Annotated in this window: 22 protein-coding genes; 7 read left to right on the forward strand and 15 right to left on the reverse strand. The window is 56.5% G+C overall.

What is annotated here, in order from left to right; all coding sequences use genetic code 11:
* Positions 1 to 61: 61 nt before the first annotated feature.
* Positions 62 to 694 carry a response regulator transcription factor gene (locus PL263_RS15910; RefSeq protein WP_278210281.1) on the reverse strand — a complete coding sequence of 211 codons (633 nt, stop codon included), beginning with the start codon at positions 692 to 694 and terminating at the stop codon, positions 62 to 64.
* Positions 691 to 3,312 carry a PAS domain-containing protein gene (locus PL263_RS15915; RefSeq protein ID WP_278210283.1) on the reverse strand — a complete coding sequence of 874 codons (2,622 nt, stop codon included), beginning with the start codon at positions 3,310 to 3,312 and terminating at the stop codon, positions 691 to 693. The genes PL263_RS15910 and PL263_RS15915 overlap by 4 nt, the downstream gene beginning before the upstream one ends.
* A 158-nt stretch (positions 3,313 to 3,470) precedes the next feature.
* Between PL263_RS15915 and PL263_RS15920 the strand changes: the two genes are divergently transcribed.
* Positions 3,471 to 4,625, forward strand: coding sequence for a PilT/PilU family type 4a pilus ATPase (locus tag PL263_RS15920; protein ID WP_278210285.1), 1,155 nt, complete (start codon positions 3,471 to 3,473; stop codon positions 4,623 to 4,625).
* 20 nt (positions 4,626 to 4,645) lie between these two features.
* On the opposite strand, the gene PL263_RS15925 is transcribed toward PL263_RS15920, so the two are convergent.
* The 4 genes from PL263_RS15925 to PL263_RS15940 are packed head-to-tail and all read right to left on the reverse strand — an operon-like array spanning position 4,646 to position 6,090.
* Positions 4,646 to 4,969 (reverse strand): NGG1p interacting factor NIF3, encoded by a 324-nt coding sequence (locus PL263_RS15925; protein WP_278210286.1) that lies wholly within the window; start codon positions 4,967 to 4,969, stop codon positions 4,646 to 4,648.
* Positions 4,970 to 5,014: 45 nt separating this feature from the next.
* Entirely contained in the window at positions 5,015 to 5,164 is a 150-nt protein-coding gene (locus PL263_RS15930) for a hypothetical protein (protein WP_186289641.1), read from the reverse strand.
* 12 nt (positions 5,165 to 5,176) lie between these two features.
* Positions 5,177 to 5,806, reverse strand: a complete 630-nt coding sequence (gene lexA / locus PL263_RS15935; protein ID WP_278210288.1) for a transcriptional repressor LexA — start codon at positions 5,804 to 5,806, stop codon at positions 5,177 to 5,179.
* Positions 5,807 to 5,862: 56 nt separating this feature from the next.
* Positions 5,863 to 6,090: a hypothetical protein gene (locus PL263_RS15940; RefSeq protein WP_278210289.1), complete on the reverse strand. Its 228-nt coding sequence runs from the start codon at positions 6,088 to 6,090 to the stop codon at positions 5,863 to 5,865.
* A 297-nt stretch (positions 6,091 to 6,387) separates the two neighbouring features.
* Here PL263_RS15940 and ftsH point away from each other — a divergent pair, with 297 nt between their 5' ends.
* Complete coding sequence (gene ftsH / locus PL263_RS15945) at positions 6,388 to 8,295, forward strand: ATP-dependent zinc metalloprotease FtsH (RefSeq protein WP_278210291.1); 1,908 nt, start codon at positions 6,388 to 6,390, stop codon at positions 8,293 to 8,295.
* A 74-nt stretch (positions 8,296 to 8,369) separates the two neighbouring features.
* Here ftsH and PL263_RS15950 read toward each other — a convergent pair whose 3' ends face one another.
* The 6 genes from PL263_RS15950 to PL263_RS15975 form a co-directional block, all read right to left on the reverse strand.
* A complete protein-coding gene (locus tag PL263_RS15950) occupies positions 8,370 to 9,092 on the reverse strand; it encodes a cytochrome c1 (protein ID WP_140913458.1) in 723 nt (240 codons plus the stop codon).
* Positions 9,093 to 9,095: 3 nt separating this feature from the next.
* Positions 9,096 to 10,493, reverse strand: a complete 1,398-nt coding sequence (locus PL263_RS15955; RefSeq protein ID WP_278210293.1) for a cytochrome bc complex cytochrome b subunit — start codon at positions 10,491 to 10,493, stop codon at positions 9,096 to 9,098.
* On the reverse strand, positions 10,490 to 11,089 hold the full coding sequence (gene petA / locus PL263_RS15960) for a ubiquinol-cytochrome c reductase iron-sulfur subunit (RefSeq protein WP_140913460.1): 600 nt from the start codon (positions 11,087 to 11,089) through the stop codon (positions 10,490 to 10,492). Before petA ends, PL263_RS15955 begins: the two co-directional genes overlap by 4 nt.
* Positions 11,090 to 11,220: 131 nt before the next feature.
* Positions 11,221 to 12,300 (reverse strand): histidinol-phosphate transaminase, encoded by a 1,080-nt coding sequence (gene hisC / locus PL263_RS15965; RefSeq protein WP_278210294.1) that lies wholly within the window; start codon positions 12,298 to 12,300, stop codon positions 11,221 to 11,223.
* Between the two features lie 280 nt (positions 12,301 to 12,580).
* Positions 12,581 to 14,092, reverse strand: coding sequence for a TIM44-like domain-containing protein (locus tag PL263_RS15970; RefSeq protein WP_278210295.1), 1,512 nt, complete (start codon positions 14,090 to 14,092; stop codon positions 12,581 to 12,583).
* Positions 14,089 to 14,712, reverse strand: coding sequence for a hypothetical protein (locus PL263_RS15975; RefSeq protein WP_278210296.1), 624 nt, complete (start codon positions 14,710 to 14,712; stop codon positions 14,089 to 14,091). Before PL263_RS15975 ends, PL263_RS15970 begins: the two co-directional genes overlap by 4 nt.
* Positions 14,713 to 14,924: 212 nt before the next feature.
* Between PL263_RS15975 and PL263_RS15980 the strand changes: the two genes are divergently transcribed.
* The 5 genes from PL263_RS15980 (at position 14,925) to PL263_RS16000 (ending at position 20,075) form a co-directional block, all read left to right on the forward strand.
* On the forward strand, positions 14,925 to 15,947 hold the full coding sequence (locus PL263_RS15980) for an SPFH domain-containing protein (RefSeq protein WP_140913463.1): 1,023 nt from the start codon (positions 14,925 to 14,927) through the stop codon (positions 15,945 to 15,947).
* A gap of 173 nt (positions 15,948 to 16,120) precedes the next feature.
* Positions 16,121 to 17,158 (forward strand): type IV pilus twitching motility protein PilT, encoded by a 1,038-nt coding sequence (locus PL263_RS15985; RefSeq protein ID WP_054759731.1) that lies wholly within the window; start codon positions 16,121 to 16,123, stop codon positions 17,156 to 17,158.
* 16 nt (positions 17,159 to 17,174) lie between these two features.
* On the forward strand, positions 17,175 to 18,308 hold the full coding sequence (locus tag PL263_RS15990) for a PilT/PilU family type 4a pilus ATPase (protein WP_278210298.1): 1,134 nt from the start codon (positions 17,175 to 17,177) through the stop codon (positions 18,306 to 18,308).
* A gap of 18 nt (positions 18,309 to 18,326) precedes the next feature.
* On the forward strand, positions 18,327 to 19,481 hold the full coding sequence (gene mltB / locus PL263_RS15995) for a lytic murein transglycosylase B (RefSeq protein ID WP_278210299.1): 1,155 nt from the start codon (positions 18,327 to 18,329) through the stop codon (positions 19,479 to 19,481).
* Between the two features lie 147 nt (positions 19,482 to 19,628).
* Complete coding sequence (locus PL263_RS16000) at positions 19,629 to 20,075, forward strand: hypothetical protein (RefSeq protein ID WP_278210300.1); 447 nt, start codon at positions 19,629 to 19,631, stop codon at positions 20,073 to 20,075.
* A 28-nt stretch (positions 20,076 to 20,103) separates the two neighbouring features.
* Here the strand turns inward: PL263_RS16000 and dinB are convergent, their stop codons facing one another.
* The 3 genes from dinB to PL263_RS16015 are packed head-to-tail and all read right to left on the reverse strand — an operon-like array spanning position 20,104 to position 22,555.
* The gene (dinB, locus tag PL263_RS16005; protein ID WP_278210301.1) at positions 20,104 to 21,213 is read right to left on the reverse strand and encodes a DNA polymerase IV; all 1,110 of its coding nucleotides are present in this window, start codon (positions 21,211 to 21,213) and stop codon (positions 20,104 to 20,106) included.
* Between the two features lie 6 nt (positions 21,214 to 21,219).
* Positions 21,220 to 21,522, reverse strand: coding sequence for a DUF4389 domain-containing protein (locus tag PL263_RS16010; protein WP_140913467.1), 303 nt, complete (start codon positions 21,520 to 21,522; stop codon positions 21,220 to 21,222).
* A gap of 10 nt (positions 21,523 to 21,532) precedes the next feature.
* Positions 21,533 to 22,555, reverse strand: coding sequence for a DUF2333 family protein (locus PL263_RS16015; RefSeq protein WP_140913468.1), 1,023 nt, complete (start codon positions 22,553 to 22,555; stop codon positions 21,533 to 21,535).
* Positions 22,556 to 22,570 lie beyond the last annotated feature (15 nt).

Genomic DNA, 22,570 nt, shown 5'->3' on the forward strand with positions numbered 1-22,570 from the left:
TTGCGCATGTGTCCGTTGCCGTAAGCCGGGGCGAGTGCGAACGGCGAACAGATGGCCTGGGTTATGGCTGCCAAATTTGGGCGTCGTAATAACGGATCAATTCCGCCGTATTATTGATTTGCAATTTGCCGCACAGCCGCGATTTGTAAGTGCTGACGGTTTTGTTGCTGATTGCCAGTTCCTGGCCGATTTCGGTAATGCCTTTGCCGTTGGCCAGCATTTGCAGAATTTGAAACTCGCGGGCAGACAGTTTTGGGTGCGGTTTCGATTCCGGGGCTACTATGTCGGCAAAGGCCAATTTTTCGGCCAGCTTCGGGTCGATAAAGCGTTGGCCGGCTGCGACTGCGCGGATGGCGGCCATCAGCGTTTCCGGATCGCTGTCTTTGGTCAGGTAACCTTTGGCGCCGGCCCTCAACGCCAGGCTAACGATTTGCAGTTCGTTGTGCATGCTCAACACCAGCACCGGCAGCGTCGGGAACTCCCGCCGGATCCGGCTTATCGTTTCGCAGCCGCCCGGGCCGGGCATGTTCAAATCCAGCAGAACCAGGTCTACTGTGCAGCGCTGCAGGCAGTCCAGCAGTTGTTCGCTGTTTTCGGCTTCGCCGCCAATTTCGATGTCCGCGTTCAGTGCGAACAATTGTTTGAGCCCGCTACGCACGATGGCGTGGTCGTCGGCTATGAGCAGTCGAATCATAAAAGGTATCTGTTGGGGGTGGCCGGAACCCGGACCCGAATGGTCGTGCCCGTGTCCGGGGTGCTGAGGAATTCGCTTGTGCCGCCCAGCATAATGGCGCGTTCCTGGATGCCGATCAAACCGAACGATTGGGCTTTCCTGGCGTCCGATGCAGCGAATCCCCGACCGTTATCGCAAATTTCCAGGTAGTAAAAGCCGGGCTCCATGGCGATGCGAATTTTAACCTTGTCTGCGCCGGAATGCTTCAGGACGTTGGTCAGCGACTCCTGGACAATGCGGAATAACGCCGTTGCGCATTCTTCGTCCATTTCCGGGCCGTTGTCGGGATGACTGAAATCGCAGGCAATGCCGGATTGGTCGGAGAATTTTTTGATGTGCCATTGCAGCGCCGGCACGATGCCCATTTCAAGCGCCGACGGCCGTAAGGAGGTCGCCACGTCGCGGGTGACTTCTATGGTTTTGTCCAATAACAGCATCGTATCGCGAATTTTCTCGGCCAGCTCGGCGTTGCCCTCGGCGAACCGCAGACGCATCAGCGAGATCTGCATGCGCAGTGCGGTCAGCATCTGGCCGAGTTCGTCGTGGATCTCGCGGGCGATGCGTCTGCGTTCCTCTTCGCGGGCTTTTTCGCGGCGGGCGTAGAGTTGCCGCAATCGGGAGCGGGAGTATTCCAGGTCGCGTTCGATTTCTTTCAGCTCGGTAATGTCTTGCGACGTACCCACCGCGCGCAGAAACCGGCCCTGGCTGTCGAAGTCGAGTTCGGCCCGTTCCCGCAGCCATTTGAGCTGGCCGTTGACCAGAATGCGGTGCTGGATATCATACGGCGCGCCGTTCATGGCCGCCTGCCAGGCTTGGTCGATAAAAGCCCGGTCGTCCGGATGCACGCAGTCCAGGAAATGTTGGTAGGTGACGGCGGCCCCGAGCGGGGTGCCGAATATCCGGTAGTTTTCGTCCGACCAATGCAAGCTGGTGCGGTCGGCGTCCAGCCGCCAACTGCCCAGATGCGCCTGTGCTTGGGCGTGGGCCAGATGCGCTTCGCTGTCGCGTAAGGCGTTCTCGATGGTTTTGTAGCGGGTGACATCGATGTTAACGCCGACGATTTTTTGCTGCTCGCCGTTCGGGCCGCTGCCGACGATGGCGGCCGCCTGGATGTAGCGCAAACTGCCGTCGTTTTGGCGGCGGATGCGGAATTCCCAATGTTGTTCCCGCCTGTCGTGAATCAACTTGCGCAGTTTGGCCTTGCAGCGCGGCAAATCTTCCTGGACTACCAGTTGCGCCCACGCCTCGTAATCGATCGGCGTGCCTTGGGCGATACCGAACATCTGGTACATGCGCGGGTCCCAGTCGGCTTGACCGCTGCCGATCTCCCATTCACAGATGCCGATGGCCGAGGCCTGGGTGGCCAGCCGCAAGCGCTCGCTGTAGTTACGCAAGGTATCTTCCGCGACGCGTTGTTCGGTAATGTCTCTGGCCAGTCCGGTGGTGCCGAGCACTTCGCCGCTTTCGCCGATCACCGGCGATTTGATCGTTTCAGTCCAGGTTTCGCGGCCGGCGTCGAACGCGCGTTCGGTGAGCTGGATTTGACGACGGTTATGCATGACCTCCCGGTCCACTGCCAGATAATGTTCGGCCAGTTCGCGCGGCCAGATGTCGTAATCGGTAATACCGTCTAGCGCCTGTAGCTCTTTGATGCCGACCGCCTGCAACCAATGCTTGTTGGCTTGCAGGTAACGGCCGTCGCGGTCTTTCATCCAGGCCAGGAACGGCAGGTTGTCGTATATCGCCCGCAGGCTGGCGGCCGATTCGCCGATCCTTTTTTGGGCAGACTTCAATTCGGTGACATCGGTCACCAGTACGAAAAAACCGTTGACCCGGCCGTCGCCGTAATCGGGCAGATAGGCCGTCTGGGTGTAGCGCTCCCTGCCGGAAACATCGACGATGGTGCGTTCGAAAAACTGGGGTTCTCCGGCTAAAACTGCTTCCAGATAGGGTTGGTTCAAGCCATACAATTTATCGCCGATCACGTCGCGGATGTGCTTGCCGAGCATGCTGCTCGGGGTAAAACCGAACCACTCCTCGTAGGCCGTGTTGCCGAATCGGTTGTGCAGATTCCGGTCCCAGTAACCGATCATGGCCGGCATGTGGTTTAGAACCGCACTCAAATTTGGGCTGTGCTCCAGCACTTCGGCCGCGGATTCTGCCGGCGCAGGGGGCGGGCTCGGCGGCCGGGACGAGAATAGCAACAAGTGGGCTTGGCCTTGCGGACTGTCGATCCGGCGAATTTTCAGCGACAGCGGGATCCAGGTATTGTCAGTGCTGCTCAGGTAAAGGTCGATTACGGCCGAAGCTTCGGCGGCATGCGAGCTAGCCGGCCACAACTCGTCTGCGATCAGGTAGCGCCGGGTCCGGTCTGCATGATATAGCGCCGGTTGCCATTCGCCGACTTTGGCGAGCTTGCGGCCGGCGAGTCCGAACAGCGATTCGGCGGCGGGATTGGCGTATAGGATCTGGTGCTTGGCGTCCAGCACCAGGACCGCGTCATCGATACTCGCGACAATGCCGTATAGCCAGTCGATTTCGGTATACGGGTCATTCAGCTTGAAACGAGTGTGGGGCATGGCGTCCGCCGCATTGTAAAAGACGCAAGGATAGACGAGTAAGCGGTGGCGATGGCAAAGATTTTCCGGACTAATTCGTGCCGGCCAATCGTCTCGGCCTTCACATGTCCGGCTGTTGACCTAAACTTTGAACATTTTTTAACGCGAGATTGGCCGGTATGGAATTTAGAGACTATTTGAAAATCCTGGTGCAGCACGACGGTTCCGATTTGTATTTGACGGCCGGCGCGCCGCCGGCCGCCAAATTCCAAGGCACCTTGAAGCCGTTGGAAAACGTCAAGCTTACCCCGGAGCGGATCAAGCAAATCGCCGACAGCGTGATGGACCACGAGCAACGCGCCAGTTTCGAGCACGTGCCGGAGATGAATCTGGCCATCACTGAAGAGGGCATCGGCCGGTTCCGGGTCAATATTTTCAAGCAGCGCAATTGTTATGCCTTGGTAATCCGCAACATCAAGGTGGATATTCCGAATGCCGACGTTTTGGGTCTGCCGCAGATTTTGAAAGACAAAATCATGGAGAAGCGCGGCCTGATTTTGTTCGTCGGCGGCACCGGCTCCGGTAAATCGACTTCGCTGGCGGCCTTGATCGATTACCGCAACAGCAATTCGTCGGGCCACATCATCACCATCGAAGATCCGATCGAATTCGTGCATCCGCATAAACGCTCGTTGGTCAATCAGCGCGAAGTCGGGGTCGATACCCTAAGCTACGAAGACGCCTTGAAGAATACGCTGCGCCAAGCGCCCGACGTGATCCTGATCGGCGAAATCCGCAGCCAGGAAACCATGGAGCATGCGTTGGCCTTTGCCGAAACCGGCCATTTATGCCTGTCGACCTTGCATGCCAATAACGCCAACCAGGCGCTGGACCGGATCATCAACTTCTTTCCGGAAGAGCGCCGGCCGCAATTGTTGATGGATTTGTCTTTGAATTTGCAGGCCTTTGTCTCGCAACGCCTGGTGCCGACCATAGAAGGCAAGCGGGTGGCGGCGATCGAAATTCTGTTAGGTACCAAACTGGTCAGTGATTTGATCCACAAGGGCGACATTCATGCCATCAAGGAAGCGATGGAAAAGTCGGAAAATATCGGTATGCAGACCTTCGACAGCCATCTGTTGAAGCTGTACAAAAGCGGCGTGATTTCGTTGGAAGAAGCGCTGCGCAATTCGGATTCGCCGAACAATCTGAAACTGAAAATCAATTTGAGCGAGGGTTTGGGTTCGGCTACCAAACAAACCGGAGCGCTGGGCAGTCTGGCTTTGGAAGAGATCAGCAAGAAGGAAGGCGACGACGGCGACGGAGGGCATTGATGTCGGCCGTAGCGGCCGGGTTATGGCAAATCTTCCGGATTCAGGATTTTATAAATTTCGTAGGCCGGTTGTTGGTAGGGATGGCTGTCTAGCAGGGTTTGCACGGCGGTTTTGATAACGTGGTCGGCGCAAACCATTTCCACCTTGTACTCGGCGACGGTTTCCAGCCTATCGATCGCGCCTAGATACGGCTCGCTCCCGGCTAAGGGGCGAAACTGGCCCTGGCCCAGCGTTTGCCAGCAGCAGCGATCGTAATCGCCGAAACGGCCGGCGCCCTGTTCGAATAGCGCTTGCTTGATGGCTTCAACGTGGCTGGCCGGCGCGTAAAAACAAAGTTTATACATGGCGCGCCGACCTCTCCCGGTGAAACCCGCTATCGGCGAAGCGCATCAGCCGGCCGCCAGCAAAAATACGCCCCACAACACGACGACCAGTGTGATTTCCTCGATCATGTTGAGTGCCGCCTGACGGTCGGCGCGAATGTGCATGGCTAATTGGTTGGCTTTTTGGTCTCGCATATGGACTGATTGGCGCGGCATAAGGTTTCCTCGTTAGTGGTGGTGGGTGTAACTCCGCATTTGTCCGACCAATACGCCTTGGATTTCCACTTGCTCGGGTTTGTAGCGCAGGGCCTGCATCGTGGAATTGGCGGGTATCAGCAAGGTTTCGTGCGGATATTGCTCGATGAATTTCAATGTGGCTTCGGTCTTGTCGACCAAGGCCACCACAATCTCGCCGTTACGGGCGTGGCTGCGTTGTTCGATGACGACCCAGTCGCCGTCGAAAATACCTTCCTCCAGCATCGAATCGCCTTTGACCTGCAACACATAACAGGATTTTCCGGTTTTCAACTGTTCCGGTACTGCCATGTAGGCGATGTTTTCGATGGCTTCGATCGGTTTGCCGGCGGCGATGTATCCGACGAAGGGCAATAGCTCGGAAGGCTCGCCCGGCTTGGTCATGGCCTTGGCGTATTCGGTCAAACGGATGCCGCGCTGTTTGCGCTCCGGCGCTTCGACCAAATTGGCGTCGATCAACGCCTTGATTTGGCTGTGCAGCGAGCCGCGCGATTTCAAACCCATTGCCGCGCAGAGTTCCTCCAGCGTTGGCGGATGGTTGAACTGTTCCTGGTTTTGCAGCAGGAAGTCGAAAATTTCTTGTTGTTTACGGGTAAGGTTCATTTTTGTTCTGTATTTGTTTTGTAAAAATGATATATGCAAAACAAATGCAAAACAAACTATTTTTTCAGTTCACGCGAAATGTTAACTTTGTAGCAAATCCAACCTAAAATGCCGCGACCGGTGTCGGCCAAGTTGTCGCAAAGACTACAAAAAGGTGTCGTTATACCCGCGACCACGCCGGAATTGCACCAGCTTGGATCGCGCTTGCCCGTTTTTAGCACTATCGGAGTTTTTCGGTTCGGAATCGGAGCGATCGCCGCCCGGAAAAACGTATAGCGCTTCATGCTCGGCGGGTCGCAGGTATGGTTCGCAGCCGAATTCGCGTGTTGCGATCGGGTTTCGGTCACACTGCGCGGAAATGTTTTTAACGACAAAGCACTGCCCGCAAGCGGTGCTCAGGCCAGGTAAAGCCGGTGTTTGGTTCTGCCGGGAAAGCCGACGGCGTGAAATTGTTACGAGAATGTGCACCAATTAGGCAATTGGACTGAAATTTGCATGAATAGGATAAACAATCGACGCCTAAGCTAGTCGGCTGTTTTTCCGCCGCAGTCGCGGCTTGCATCCTCATCGGGGGGCCTATCATGAAAAAATTTCTCATCCCGCTGTTCGTCCTGGCCGGTATCGCAATTGCACTGTTTGCCGCTTTCGATCCGACCTCTTCCGCCTATCACAAGCAAAACGACGAGTCTTACTCCGACTTCATTCTCGATGTCCGTAGTAAATCGGTCGCCGAGGTTGTGATCGACGGCCGTTCTATCCGCGGCCGACGCCATAACGGTAGCGAATTCAGCACCTACAACCCCGGCGATATGCGTATGATCGACGACTTGCTGGAATATGGCGTCAAAATCAAGGTTGAAAGGCCGGAAAACGAAATGAGTTTTCTGCAAATTTTCTACTCTTGGATTCCGACCCTGTTGTTGATTGCCGTATTGATTTATTTCATGCGTAAGCAGCAAATGGGAGCCGGCGGCCAAAACGCTTTTGGCAAAAGCCGCGCCAAATTAATGACGGAAGACCAGGTCAAGGTGCGTTTCGATGATGTCGCCGGCGCCGAGGAAGCCAAACAAGACGTGGTGGAATTGGTGGATTTCTTGAAAGACCCCGGTAAATACGAAGCGCTGGGCGGCAAGATTCCGCGCGGCGTATTGATGGTCGGCCCTCCGGGTACCGGTAAGACCTTGATTGCCAGAGCCATTGCCGGCGAGGCGGGTGTGCCGTTCTTCTCGATCTCCGGTTCCGATTTCGTCGAAATGTTCGTTGGCGTCGGCGCTTCGCGTGTCCGCGACTTGTTCGAAAACGCCAAGAAGCGCGCGCCGTGCATCATTTTTATCGACGAAATCGACGCGGTCGGCCGCCAACGTAGTTCCGGGAATATGGGCGGAGCAGAAGAACGCGAACAAACCTTGAACCAATTGTTGGTGGAAATGGACGGTTTCAACGGCAATGAAGGCATTATCGTCATCGCCGCCACCAACCGCGTCGACGTATTGGACAAAGCCTTACTGCGGCCGGGGCGCTTCGATCGCCAAGTGCAGGTCGGCTTGCCGGATATCAAAGGTCGTGAGCAAATCCTGAAAGTACATGCCGCCCGGGTGCCGCTGGCTGCCGATGTCGATATCAATGCGTTAGCTCGCGGTACCCCCGGATTCTCCGGGGCCGAACTGGCCAATCTGATCAACGAAGGCGCCTTGTTTGCCGCCCGCAACAACCAGCGGGAAGTGACCATGAACGACTTGGACAAGGCGCGCGACAAAACCATCATGGGCGCGGAAAAACGCACGATGATCATGGGCCGCGAAGAACTGTTGATGACAGCCTACCATGAAGCCGGTCACGCCATCGTCGGTCGGCTGGTGCCGGAGCATGACCCGGTCTATAAAGTCAGCATCATGCCGCGCGGCGGCGCCTTGGGCATCACCATGTTCCTGCCGGAACGCGATCAATACAGCGCCAGCAAGGAAAAGCTGGAAGGCCAGATTTCCAGTCTGTTTGGCGGTCGGATCGCCGAGGCGCTGATTTACGGCAAAGACAAAGTCACTACCGGCGCCTCCAACGATATCCAGCGCGCCACCCAACTGGCGCGGAACATGGTGACCAAATGGGGTTTTTCCGACCGCTTGGGGCCGATGGATTGCGGTGACAGCGATAGCGGCTATTTCGGGCCGCAGGCCAAGCCGATGTCGGAACAGATGGCTTTATTCGTCGACAAAGAAATTCGGCGGATGCTGTCCAGCAATTACCACCGCGCCGAAACCATCCTGAAGACGCATATCGATATTTTGCACAACATGGCTCAGGCCTTGCTGGATTGGGAAACTCTGGATAAGGGGCAGATCGATCAATTGATGAGGGGTAGAAAACTCTCACCGCCCAAGGTGGCGCCGGATAAGGCAAAAACCAACAAAACCAATATCGGATGGGGCGAGCCGGTCGGACCGTTACCGAACGGCGTCCCGGCGCTAGGCAGGACCCCGTTCCGGCATTGATTTAGGGCAGTCCGGACATAAAAAAACCGGTATCGGTGACACCGATACCGGTTTTTTGCGGTCTGGCGGAGCGTTTAGTGTACGTCTTTCCAGTATTCCTTTTTCAACAGGTAGGCCAAGACGATGAACATCAAGATAAAAAACAACACGTATTTACCCATTTGTTGCCGTTCCAGTTGTACCGGCTCGCCGACGTAGACCAGGAAATTGACCAGGTCGTTGACCAATTTGTCGAACTCTTTCGGCGACAATTGACCCGGTTGTTCCAAGTGCAGGCCGGTTACCATCTCCTGGCCCTCAACTTTGTGGATTTCGGCCGCTTGGCTGCCCTGCAATTGCCAGAACACATTGGGCATGCCCACATCCTTGAACACTGCGTTATTCACGCCCAACGGTTTCGATGGATCGTTGTAGAAGCTGCGCAGATAGCTGTATAGCCAGTCGGCGCCGCGAGAGCGGGCGATCAGCGACAAATCCGGCGGCGTGGTGCCGAACCATTTCTCTGCATCGTGCGCATTCATTGCCGAATGCATCTGATCGTAGATGCCGGCGCCCAACGGCGCGACGTTTTTCAAGATTTCCGCTTCGTCCAGTTTCAAATCCAGCGCGATACGTTTGTAACGGATATGCTTGGCCGAATGGCAGCCCAAGCAGTAGGTCACGTAATGTTTCGCACCGCGTTCCAGTGATTGGATGTCGCTCAGATCGATGTCGGCGCTGTCCAGTTTGATGCCGCCGCCGCTGGCCAGTACGTTGAAAGGCAGCAAAAACAAAAGAGTGTAGAGTGTCTTTTTCATGGCTTAGTCCAGGCTCTTTTTCAGGTTCTTTGCAAAACGAATCAGCACGGCTTGAATACCGGACCAGTTCGGGCCTTTTTTCGGAATCGTACCGCCCAAATTATCGGGAACCTGACGGACCTCCACCACTTCTTCGATCAATGCCTTGACGGCCGGAATCCGGTCTTCCAGCGTCGGTTGCGGAGTCAGATGCTCCGGTACCGGCTTGGTTTTTTCCCAGCGGGTGTATAACGGCATCAACAGGAAGAAGCCGAAATAAACCGCAGTTAATACCCGGGCTACCATTGTGGCGCCGGGTGTGGCTGGTTGCGTACCCAGATAGCCCAGGCCTACGAAGGCGATGACGAACAACAGCACCGCTTTTTTGAACAGGCCGCCACGGTAGCGGATGGATTTGACCGGGCTACGGTCCAGCCAAGGCAGCATGAACAGCACGACGATGGCGCCGCCCATGGCGATGACGCCGGCGAACTTATCCGGCACCGCACGCAAAATTGCGTAGAACGGGGTGAAATACCAGACCGGGGCGATATGTTCCGGCGTTTTTAAAGGGTCGGCCGGAATGAAGTTGGCGTGTTCCAGGAAGAAGCCGCCCATTTCCGGCATGTAGAAAATTACCGTCGCAAAGAAGAACATGAACACGCCGACGCCGACGATATCCTTGACGGTGTAGTAGGGATGGAACGGAATGCCGTCGACCGGGTTGCCTTTCCAGTTCAGGTTTTTCTTAATCTCGACGCCGTCCGGGTTGTTAGAGCCGACTTCGTGCAGTGCGACGATGTGCAGGAATACCAGGATCAGCAACACCAGCGGCACGGCAATGACGTGAAAGGCGAAGAAGCGGTTCAACGTCGCATCGGAGACCACGTAGTCGCCGCGTATCCACAGCGACAATTCGTCGCCGATCACCGGGATTGCGCTGAACAGCGAGATGATTACCTGTGCGCCCCAGTAGGACATCTGACCCCATGGCAGCAGATAGCCCATGAAGGCTTCGGCCATCAGGCAGACGAAAATCAGCATGCCGAAGATCCAGATCAGCTCGCGCGGTTGCTTGAACGAGCCGTAAACCAAGCCGCGGAACATGTGCAGATAGACCACGATGAAGAACGCCGAGGCGCCGGTGGAGTGCATGTAGCGCACCAGCCAACCCCAGTTGACATCGCGCATGATGTATTCGACCGAGTCGAACGCCAGTTTGGCGTCCGGTTTGTAGTTCATCGTCAGCAGAATGCCGGTGACGAACTGGTTGACCAGTACCAGCAGCGCCAGCGAGCCGAAAAAGTACCAGATATTAAAATTTTTCGGCGCGTAGTAATGCGCCATGTGTTCGTTCCACAAATCGGAGAGTGGAAACCGCTCCAACAGCCAGTCGCTGTATTGATTCATTTTTTGCTTCATGCTGCTTTAGCCTCGCTGTCTTCGCCGATGACGATCAGATTGTCGGTTTCATACCGGTAGGGCGGAATTTCCAGATTGGTCGGCGCGGGTACGCCGCGGAATACGCGACCGGCCAAATCGAACCAGGAGCCGTGGCAGGGGCAGAAGAAACCGCCTTTCCAGTCGTTACCCAAATCGGCGGGGGCGATTTCCGGGCGGAAGGTGGGCGAGCAGCCCAAATGAGTGCACAGTCCGATCGCGACAAAAACTTCCGGCTTGATCGAGCGCACCGAGTTTTTGCTGTTCTCGGGTTGGAGGGATTCGTTGGACACCGGATCGGCCAGTTTGCTGTCCAGCGTGGCCAGCGTCGTCAACACTTCCGGAGTACGGTTCAGGACCCATACCGGTTTGCCGCGCCAAGCCACCCGGATCAATTGGCCGGGCTCCATTTTACTGATGTCGACCTCGACCGGTGCGCCTGCCGCCATGGCTTTGGCGCTGGGCTGCATTTGCGAGAGGAAGGGCACCGCCAGATATCCGGCACCCACGGCTCCAACCACCGACAGCGCCGAGGTCAGAAATTGGCGCTTTGACGTATCGACGCCTTCTTGATTCATAAAACATACTCCTGTTGCGTGACGATGTATTTTTTAGAGCTACATCAATTTTTATAATTGTCCGGCAAATATACCTTACTGGCCGTGTTTATTGAAACTGTTATTGCGCGGGGGCTGCGGCGCTTATCGGCCTAGGCCAGCGCGGCATTCAGGGCCTGCAAAAAGGCCTGGTTTTCCTCCGGTTTGCCTATCGTCGCCCGCAAGCAGTTTTCCAACATTCCGCCCTGCGGGGACAGGTTCTTGATCAGCACGCCTTGCTGTTTCAAACCGGCAAAGACCGCATCCGCCGGTTTCGTCAGCGTGCGGAATAAAATGAAATTGGCCGCACTGGGGTAAGCTTTGACCGAATCCATGGTTTGTAAGGCCTGCATGACAATGCCGCGCTGTTCGCGAATCAGTTGGGTTTGGTCCAATAGAAACTGCGGATGGTCCAGCGCAAAACATGCAGTGGCCTGGGTCAGGCAGTTGATGTTGTAAGGCAGCCGGACTTTGTTCAGTTGTGCCAGCAAGGCGGGCGGGCCGGCCAGAAATCCCAGCCGCAAACCGGCCAGGCCCAGTTTGGAAACCGTGCGCATTACCAATAGATTGTCGTGTTGCGGCAACTGTTCGATGAAGCTGGCGTCGGCAAACGGCGCATAGGCCTCGTCCACCACCACCACGCCCGGCGCAGCGGCCAGGATCGCTTCGATAGCCGCCGGATCGAACAGATTGCCGGTCGGATTATTGGGATAGGCCAGGAAAATTACGGCCGGTTGTTCGGTTTCGATGGTGGCCAGCATCGCCGGCAAATCCAGATCGAAGCTTTCTGCCAATAACGGCACGCCGCGGTAGCGCAAACCCAGGCTGAGGGCGATTTGCTTATACATAACAAAGCCGGGCTCGGGTGCCAACACGGCAGCTGTATTGGGCAGGGCCATCAGCAGGATTTGAATGATTTCGTCGGACCCGTTGCCGAGCAAAATGGCGGAGTCTTCCGGAATGGCGTTGCTGCGACGTAGTGCTGCGGCCAAGTCCTTCGCTTCCGGATCCGGATAGCGGTTCAGCGGACAGGATTTCAGATGCTCCAGCCAGGTTTGTTGGATTTCATCCGGCCATGAATAGGGGTTTTCCATCGCGTCGAGTTTGATGTAATTGCTGGCGTCGGCGACATGATACGCCGACAGCGCGAGGACTTCGCGGCGGAATAGGGTTTCGAGCGGTGGGAGCGGCATAGTGTTAAATCCGGCGGCATTGGAACGGGCGGCGGTTGGTCCTGGTTGCAAGCAGGCGGCCGCGGGGCAAAAAGTCGGCGGATTTTAACAAAGCGAGGGACGAAAGCGTAACCTTGCAAACCAGCCATCCAGCGTCCCCGTTGACGCGAATCGCCTGCTTCACTGCAGGCAAATCGGCGCGCGGATTTTAACACCGCATTGCTGCGCTCGCAAAGCCGGCTTGCTCAAGAGTTCATAAGGTGTTTGCGGCTGCAAACGTCTATTTCAAACGGCGCTCACTTTAACCGCAATACACTTCGTCCTGTTCGATCAGAAACAACACCCAGGAAAATTGGCCGGTGCTGATTTTGCTGCCGCAGTAACCGCATTCGCCGCTTTGGCCCATGTTGTCGGCCGGCGCGCCGCAGCTGGGGCATTGGCTCAGGCTGTAGGGTTTGTCTTGGCGCTCCTTACCGCTACGGCGGACGAAGGTCCAGTATTCTGAAAAACGCCTGAGCGATGTTTTCGAACCGCCGACGATCTTGCCGGCGGCGTCTTCGGTGTAGTCGTTACAGGCGGCGAAGATGCGTACCGTGATGGCCTCGTAAAATTTGTCGCTGTCGATTTTCGCCAGCACGATTTGCTCGATACGCAGATGCTCCAGTCGGTTGAACCAGCCGCGTTCGACATACATTTTCTGCCAGAAGGCATTGGTTTCGTAGAGCCGGTCCGATAACAGGTGCCGCGCCGCCTGCCAGTCGCGCCGGCTCCAGTGGCCGTATATCGCCGCAAAATAATTGCGTACCACGTCGTTCTCGAACGGCAACCAGAATTGCTGCCACTCGCCGATGCCGTAACGCTGCTGCCAGCGGTTCATCTGTTCGATCAGGTCGGCTTGCTTGACCGTGATGGCTTGCGTGCCCTGCTCTTCGGCGTACGCCGCCAGTCCTTCCACAGCCGGCACCGCATGGGTGGCGACCACGACCCTTTTGCCCAGGCACCACTGCGCGTCGCCCTTTTGCACGCTGGCGCCGCAATAACCGCAGACGCCGGCGTCGGTGAAATGGGCCGGCGCGCCGCATTGCGGACAGTTCACGCTTTGTATTTTCTCCGGTTCCCCCGATAACAGGCCTTTGCGCCGGTAAAACTGCCAGCGCTCGACCACGGCATAGCGCGAACGCTGGTCCTGCAAATCCAAGGTGTAATTGGCGTCGAATTCGACGGTAATCGTGTCGGTATCGCTGCCGGCAGTTTTGATCTCCAGCCAACGCAGACTGTTGACGACGATTTCGCTGACGGTCCAGGGTTGCGAGCGTTGGAAATGGCCTTGCAACTCGGCGCTCAAGAACGGCGACAGGTAGCTGAACTCCGGCTTGGTGGAATATTCGTAGAATTTGCAGTAGAGCGAATGGGCGAAATCCAAAAACACCACCGCGGAGAAATTGGCGCCGGCCTGTTTCAATGCCGCGATTTGCTCGGCAATGCTTTGTTGGCGTTGGGCGCGGTATTGCGCCGGCGGGGCCGTCACCATGCTCCTAGCCCCGGCTTGGCTGCGAAGCACGATGATAACAATCACGACGATGATGATGAACAAAATCAAGGCTTCCAGCGACGACATCGGATGGGCGCTGCCGGACGAGCTGCCGGAGCTGTCGTGCGTGCTCCAACTGGAGCCGGAATGCGACCAGCCGCCGGAGCTGTGCGAACTCGACGAACTGTGCGAGCTGCTGGAATGACCGCCGCCTGGCCGGGCCGGCAACGGTGGAGAAATGGCCAGACCGGCCAGTGCCAGGAGCAATAGCCACTTTTTCATAGGTCGATATCCAGCCGGTCCGGCAGTTCGTTGATGTCGCCAGCGCGCACCGGCAGGTAGCGGGCGAACGCGGCAGCCGTTTTTTCCAGCGCCTGCAGCAGACACTGTTCCGGTTGGCGCTCGGCGAAGATCCGGTCGAACTCGCTTTGCAATTCCTGCCATATCGCAAGCGGGATGGCCAGCTCCAAGCCGCGGTCCGGCAACAGAAACACCCGCCGTTCCAGCAACGAGCAATACACCAGAAAGCCGGTTTTGTCCCGAGTATGTTGAATCCCGCCTTTCTGGAAAATGGCTCTGGCCATGATTTCGACGCGCTTGTCCCGCGTCGACCGCCTGACGCTGCAGCGTTTGACCGCCGGCAGCGAACCGACGCCATAGGCGAGCGCAAACATCGCCAGCGGCGCGTAATAGACCAGCCAATTCTCGAAATAAACCGGCGCGTACATTATCAGGGTGAAAGCCAACCAGGCCGCGGCCAAGCCCCATAGCAACGGTACCGCGGCATAGTCGCCGGATCGGGCGCGAAACACCACTACCGCTTCGGCCTGCGAACCGTTTTCCAGGCTTTTGATCGCGTCCCACAGCCGGCTTTGGTAGGCCGGCGCCAAATACTGTTTCATAGGCTTGTTCCAGCTTGATCTATACTCAGAGTTGCCGCTTGGTACTTCTAATAGCCTCGGTTGCGGCCGGGGCATGGCAGGCAAATCCGTTCTGCGGCTAAGTCTAGTCGTTTTGCAGAATGGTGTTGTTCACCGGGAGTGTGCCGATCTGATGGCGGCGGTGGCGCGACGCGCCATCGGACACCCAATTCAAAAATCCACAGGAGACTCTCATGGGACTTTTCGACGGTTTGCAACGCCAATTGCGTTCGGTCATCGAATGGCAAAATCCGGCGCCCAATGCGCTGTTCCAACAATGGAGCGACAACGGCGACGAAATCAAGAACGCCTCGACACTGATCGTCGGCCCCGGCCAGGGTTGCATATTCGTCTACCGCGGCAAGGTGCAAGCGGTATTCGACAGCGAAGGCTCCTACAACCTGCAAACCGATAACATCCCGTTCTGGACCACGATTGCCAGCTTCATGCAGTTCTTCGAAAGCCAGTTCAAGGTCGGGATTTATTTCTATCGCAAGACTGTGATTCTGGATCAGAAATGGGGCACCAGCTCGCAGATCAAATATCTGGACCCGACCTACAAATTCCCGGTCGGTTTGAGAGCTTTCGGCAATTACAGTTACCGTTTGGCCGAACCGGCGCAGTTCTTCGTCAACGTGGTCGGCGAGCAAAACCTGTTTACCACCGACCAATTGCGCAACGTGATTGTCGCCCGCCTCAGCCAGCCGTTGGCGGATTTTCTGGCGACCAGCCGTTTCGGTTATCTGGATATCGACACCAACCGCGAGGAAATCGCCGCCGGCGTGCTGCAAAAATTATTGCCGCAGTTCGCCGATCTCGGTTTTACCATCACCGATTTTCGGATCGAAGGCACCGACTTCGACGAGGAAACCCTCAAGCGCGTCAATCGCATCGCCGATATGACCGCCGAGGCCCAGGCGGCCAAGGAAGTCGGTCTGGATTACGCCCGGATCCAGCAACTGGAAGCGATGCGCGAAGCCGCCCGCAACGAAGGCGGCGGCGCCGGAGTCGGAATGGGCTTGGGCGCCGGCATCAGTTTTGGCCAAAATCTGGCGCAAGCGATGAACACCCCAGCCGCTGCATCGCCCGCGCCCGCCCAGGCAGCGGCAGCCGACCCGATGGAAAAACTGGCGCAACTGAAGAAAATGTTCGAGGCGGAATTGATCACCGCCGAGGAATATGCAGAGAAGAAGAAAAGCATTCTGGAGGGAATCTAATGCCGTCGCCGCGCTAGCGCTCAACGCCCGCCGGTGGGCCGGCAATCCGGCCGAGTCTCCTGCGGCAAACGGCTGTCTGAAGACTCTGCCCCGGAAAAATCGGCTTTGCCGGCTGCCAGTTTCCGGATGTGTACTATTCTTGGCAGCGACATTTTCACCATTGAGAATCGACCATGGATATCGCCGAACTGTTGACGTTCTCCGTCAAGAATAAAGCTTCCGACTTGCACCTTTCCGCCGGCTTGCCGCCGATGATCCGGGTGGACGGCGACATTCGCCGGATCAACATCCCGGCCCTGAACCACAAGGAAGTGCACGCGCTGATTTACGACATCATGAACGACAAGCAGCGCCGCGATTACGAGGAGTTTCTGGAAACCGACTTTTCGTTTGCCTTGCCGGGGGTAGCCCGATTCCGGGTCAACGCCTTCAATCAGGATCGCGGTGCCGGCGCGGTATTCCGGACCATTCCGTCGAAAGTCTTGACCCTGGAAGAGCTGGATGCGCCCAAGTTTTTTCAGGAGCTGTGTACCAAGCCGCGCGGTTTGATTTTGGTGACCGGACCGACCGGTTCCGGTAAATCCACCACGTTGGCGGCGATGATCAACCACATCAACAACAACGATTACGCCCACATCCTCACGGTCGAAGATCCGATCGAGTTTGTTCACGAAAGCCAGAAATCGCTGATTAACCAGCGCGAGGTGCATCGCGATACGCTGGGTTTCAACGAAGCCTTGCGCTCGGCGTTGCGGGAAGACCCGGACATCATCCTGGTCGGCGAGATGCGCGATTTGGAAACCATTCGTCTGGCGCTGACTGCGGCCGAAACCGGCCACTTGGTGTTCGGCACCTTGCACACCACTTCGGCCGCCAAGACCATAGACCGGATCATCGACGTGTTCCCGGCGGCCGAGAAAGACATGATCCGGGCCATGTTGTCCGAGTCGTTACAGGCGGTTATTTCGCAAACACTGCTGAAGAAGGTCGGCGGCGGCCGGATCGCTGCGCATGAGATCATGGTCGGTACCCCGGCGATCCGCAACCTGATCCGTGAAGCCAAGGTGGCGCAGATGTATTCGGCGATTCAGACCGGGCGCAAGGACGGCATGCAGACGCTGGACCAAAACCTGAAAGAGCTGGTCGACAAGGGCCTGATTACCGCCAAGGCGGCGATGACTCGGGCCGTCAATAAAGACATGTTCCGCTGATGAACGAGGAGGCCTGATGGACTTTACCGCGCTATTGGCATTGATGGTGGAAAAACGGGCGTCGGATTTATTCATTACCGCCGGGCGGCCGCCGTCGATGAAAGTCAACGGCAAAGTCGTCGAAGTCTCGAAGACGTCGCTGACCAGCGAACAAACCCTGAAGCTGGTGCTCGGCATCATGTCGCAACGCCAGCGCGACGAATTCGAAAACACCAAGGAATGCCAATTCGCGTTAAGCGCGCACAGTCTGGGCCGGTTCCGGGTCAGCGCCTTCACCCAGCGCGATTCGGCCGGCATGGTGTTGCGCCGGATCGAAACCACGATTCCGACTGCGGAAGAGTTGCATCTGCCGCCGGTGTTGAAGGAATTGATCATGCACAAGCGCGGCTTGGTCATGTTCGTCGGTGCGACCGGCACCGGTAAATCGACCTCGCTCGCGGCCTTGATCCGCCACCGCAACGAAAACAGCAGCGGCCACATCATTTCCATCGAAGATCCGATCGAGTTCATTCACCCCCACCAGGGCTGTATCATTACCCAGCGCGAAGTGGGTCTGGATACCGAATCGTTCGAAGTCGCTTTGAAAAACACACTGCGTCAAGCGCCGGACGTGATTCTAATCGGCGAGGTCAGGACCCGCGAGACCATGCAACACGCGATAACCTTTGCCGAGACCGGCCACCTGTGCGTCTGTACCTTGCACGCCAACAACGCCAACCAGGCCATAGACCGCATCCTGCACTTTTTCCCGGAAGACATGCACAGCCAGTTGTTCATGGACTTGTCTTTGAATTTGCGCGGCATCGTCGCTCAGCAATTGATTCAGCGTGCTGATGGCAAAGGCCGTTATCCCGCCATCGAAATTCTGTTGAATACGCCGCTAGTCGCCGATTTGATTCGTAAGGGCGAGGTGCATAAATTAAAAGAATTGATGAAGAGCTCGCGCGAGCATGGCATGCAAACTTTCGACCAGGCGCTTTACGATCTGTACACAGCCGGTAAAATTAGTTACGAAGATGCTCTGCACGCTGCCGACTCCCGCAACGAAGTCCGCCTGATGATCAAATTGGGCGCCGAGAACGTCAATTTCGAAACCGCCGGCATGACGTTGGCCGAAAGCGACGAAGACGGAGGCAGCCTTTATAAATAAACCCCGGATTTAGCCGTTTTGCCAGACTTAGCCCCACCGAATTCGATACTCAAATTTGCCGCTGCCGCAGCGTTGGCCACACTTCTATGCGGCTGTGCTTCCGAGCCGCCGCGTAGCCAACTGCGAACGTCGGCACCGGTCAAACCCAATCCGCCCAGCCAATCGGTCAAGGTCCAGCCCGACCTTAGGCCCTATGCCAGCATTGGCAGCTATCGGGCCGCTGCGATAAGCGGCGATTACGCCGCTTATCCGGCATTGGCTCAATTTATCGAGCAGATGGTGCAAAAGCACGGCTTCGATCGGGAATATTTGAACGGTCTGTTCTCGCAAGCCAAACGCAAACAATGGACCTTGGATTATCTGGCCAAGTCCGACCAAGGTTTAAAAGGCAAGCCCAGCAAAGGCGGCTGGACCCGTTACCGTTCCCAATTTCTGGATGCCCGCCATATTGATGCCGGCGTGGCGTTCTGGCGGGCGCACCAGAACGCTTTGCAGCGTGCCAGCCGACAATACGGCGTTCCGGCGGAATACATTCTGGGTATTCTGGCGGTGGAAACCACCTTCGGCGGCTTCGTCGGCAATCACCGGGTGATCGATGCGCTGACCACGCTGGGTTTCGATTACCAGCGCCGCGGCGAATTTTTTCGTAGCGAGCTGGAGAGTTTTCTGGTGATGACCCGGGGCGAAGGCATCGATCCCGCCAAGCCGGTCGGCTCCTTCGCCGGGGCGATGGGGCTGGGCCAATTCATGCCCAGCAGCTTTTTGCAATGGGCGGTGGATTTCAATGGCGACGGTCGGCGTGACTTATGGAACCCCCAGGACGCGATCGGCAGTGTCGCCAATTATTTTGCCCAGCACGGCTGGCGTAGCGAGCAGCCGGTAGTTAGTAACACTCGCGGCAGCTACAGCGGTATCGATAGTTTGGAGCCGGGTATCGATCGCGAATATCCGCTGGGTACATTGCTGCAAGCCGGTATCGAACCGGCCGGCAATTGCGGCTGCGATTATCCGCTCCGATTGTTGTTGCTCAGGCACCAAAACTCCGATGAATATTTATTGGGACACCCGAATTTCTACGTGATTACCCGCTACAACCACAGCACCCATTACGCGATGGCGGTGCATGAGCTGGCTCAGGCCATCAGACGCGGCTATCAACAGCTCGCCGGATAAGGCGAGCGACGAGATTGCGATCGATTGATTCGGTTTTTCGGTTGCCTGTATGGGCTCTTAGTCGATACGCTCCAATTCCTGCTCGATGTCACGGAAATGACTTAATTGCTTGCTACGATATAGTCAAGCCGTTAGAGAGGAGAAACGATGCGCGCCCTTCATTTGTTAATATCTGGTTTGGGTTTATTTTGTAGTTCGGCCCAAGCCGCGCTTGACCACTCACAAACTTCGCCAGTGCCGTCGTTATCGATTTCCTATCCGCGACTATCGGATCAAATCGGCGTCAAGCCCGGTCGTCAACTGTTTTGGCAGCAATTCGATCTCAATGGCTCTGGTGCTGTCTTCGTACAGCCTGGCGCCAACATCACTGGAGGCAGTGCCGGAGCGGGGATTCGGAATATCAGCGGAGAATTGAAGCTGAAAGGCGGTGGTGATGTGGTGCTTGTTCGATCCGGACACATATCGATTGCCGCTAGCAGCGTACTGGGAACAGCCCCCATCACGATAGTGCCTTTACCGGCACCGTTTGTGCTGTTTGGAGTTGGCGCACTGGGCTTGGCGATAAATTCCAAACGGACTGCAGCGAAGTTTTAACTCTATGAGCGCTGGTCTATGCCGGGTTTTAAAAAGTCTTTGTCGCTTCCGAATAATCGAATAAATCCAACTGCCGATAAGGCTTAGCGTGAGGGGCTTCGTTATCCAAGCCGGATAGGGTTACGCCAAGCAAACGGACTTTACTGGAACCCACCGGAGTGTTTTTGATTAACTCGGTCAGCAGCAATGCACATGCCGGGTTATCGGCGACCGGCTCGTTTAGGGTGCGGCTGCGGGTGATTTGCACGAAGTTCTGGAATTTGATTTTTACCGTCAGGGTGTAGGCGGTCAGGCCTTTCTCGGCCAAGCGCTGCAACGCGGTGCGCATCAGAGCCTGCAACTGCCGCTGAATCGAGGCGAGATCGGCCAAATCCTGTTCGAAGGTGGTTTCCACGCCGACCGACTTGCGAACCCGGTCGGCGCGAACCGGGCGCAAATCGATGCCGCGGGCAATGTTGAAATAATGCCGGGCGGCCTTGCCGAAATGTTGGTGCAAGATTGCCAATGGTACGGCTTTCAAGTCCTTGCCGGTATTGACCCCTAAATCGCGCATTTTCTGTTCGGTGGCCGGACCGATGCCGTGAAACCGGCCGATGTCCAGTTTCTCGGCGAATTCGGGGCCTTGTTCCGGAGGAATCAGGTACAGTCCGTCCGGCTTCCCCATATCCGAGGCGAGTTTGGCCAGAAATTTATTGTAAGAAATGCCGGCCGATGCGATCAGGCGGGTTTGTTTCAGGATGTCTTGTTTGATTTGCTTGGCCAATAACGTGGCCGAGCCTTGGTAAAGCTCAGAATCGCTGACGTCCAGATAGGCTTCGTCCAGAGATAGCGGCTCGACACAGTCGCAATAGCGGGCGAAAACGTCGCGGACGAGGGCCGAGGCCTCCCGGTAGGCGTCGAAACGCGGCTTGACAAAGATCGCCTGCGGACAGAGCCGGTAGGCGTGGGCGGAAGGCATGGCCGAACGTACGCCGAACTGGCGGGCTTCGTAGCTGCAGGTGGCCACCACGCCACGCGAATCGGGTCTGCCGCCGACGATGATAGGCTTGTTCCGGTATTGCGGATGGTCGCGTTGTTCGACCGCTGAGTAAAACGCATCCATATCGATGTGGATGATTTTGCGCGGACGGTCGTCCATCGGCGTTTACGGTTTGTCGAGCTGCTCCAGCTTGGCGGTTTCGTTCCAATCGGAAAACGGAAACGGCAATTGCTCGGTATTGAAAGTTAAAAACAGCAGGATATGGTAATGGTAGGTCGACAGGCTGCGGCCGAAACTGAGGATGTTGGCGTTGGCCGCACCGGTAAACAGTACCGAACCTACCTGCAGCAAAATCACCAGCCACAACAGCAGTTTGACCAAACTGTCTATCGCAGCGAAAACCAGCATGAAGATCACCCGTTTCCAGGTTTCGATTTTTTTCAAATTCTCGTTGATCTGTTCTTGCATGGTCGTGGTTTTAACCTCTGTTCATCACGTCGCGCAAGTCCAGTGCGGCCGCATTGGCGCGGGCAATGTAGTTGGCCATGGCCAGCGAATAGTTGGCAAACACGCCGAAACCGTCGCCGTTCAGAACCACCGGACTTAAAGTCGGCGTCAACGCATTTTCCAGCGCCTGAATCATGTTATCCAGCGTGTTCATCGCCCGTTTGTCCAACAGAATGTCGGAAAAGTCGTGTTTGATGGCTCTCAGGATGTGTAGCAAGGCCCAGCAGGAACCGCGCGCTTCGTAGAATACGTTGTCGATTTCCATCCAAGGCGTCTGGCCGATGGTCGGCATGTTGATGTCGACCGGATTCGATGGGTCGCCGTGCGCAGCGCCGGCAAATTTGTCGGTACTGGCGGCGAGACGGGTCGACAGACCGCCCAGGCGCTTGATCACGACTTCGGTATATTGCCACAAGTTGTCAGCGCGGGAATGGAACTGGGCTGCTCTCGAGGTCGAAGTCGGATTTTGCAGCCGCGACATATAGGCATGTAATGCCTCGATACCTTTAATATATTCGGACTCGGTGGACGGCAAGGCCCAGGAATTGCGTTCGTAGTAGAAGTAAGGCTCCGCTTTGGCTAAATCCGGGTCTTCCGCCGATTGCGATTGGTCTCTGGCAAAGTGGTTGCGTAAGGCGGTGGTACCGTCGCGCAGCATGACCAGTGCGCCGTATTCGAAACTTTGGATGTTGTCGCAAAACAGGCCGGGAGGCGCGACGTCGTTGGACAGGTAGCCGCCGGCTTTGAACAGAATGACGTCGGCGATGTGGGCCAGCGTATTGGCGTAAACGTAACCGATCGGCATCTGGTCGGTATGGGTCACATTCATGCGTTCGATCGCTTCATCCTGAACGTTAAATTGCTCGGGCTCACGGCTCCACCATTCGCCTAAAATCAACATGACCACAACGACGATGCCTATCAGCGTACCGAAACCCCAGAGTATGCCTTTAGACTTGGCGTCTTCTTCGAGTGCGAATGAATTGTCTGACATGTGTTACGTATCCGG

The organism is Methylomonas sp. EFPC3 (assembly GCF_029643245.1).
GTDB lineage: Bacteria > Pseudomonadota > Gammaproteobacteria > Methylococcales > Methylomonadaceae > Methylomonas > Methylomonas koyamae_B.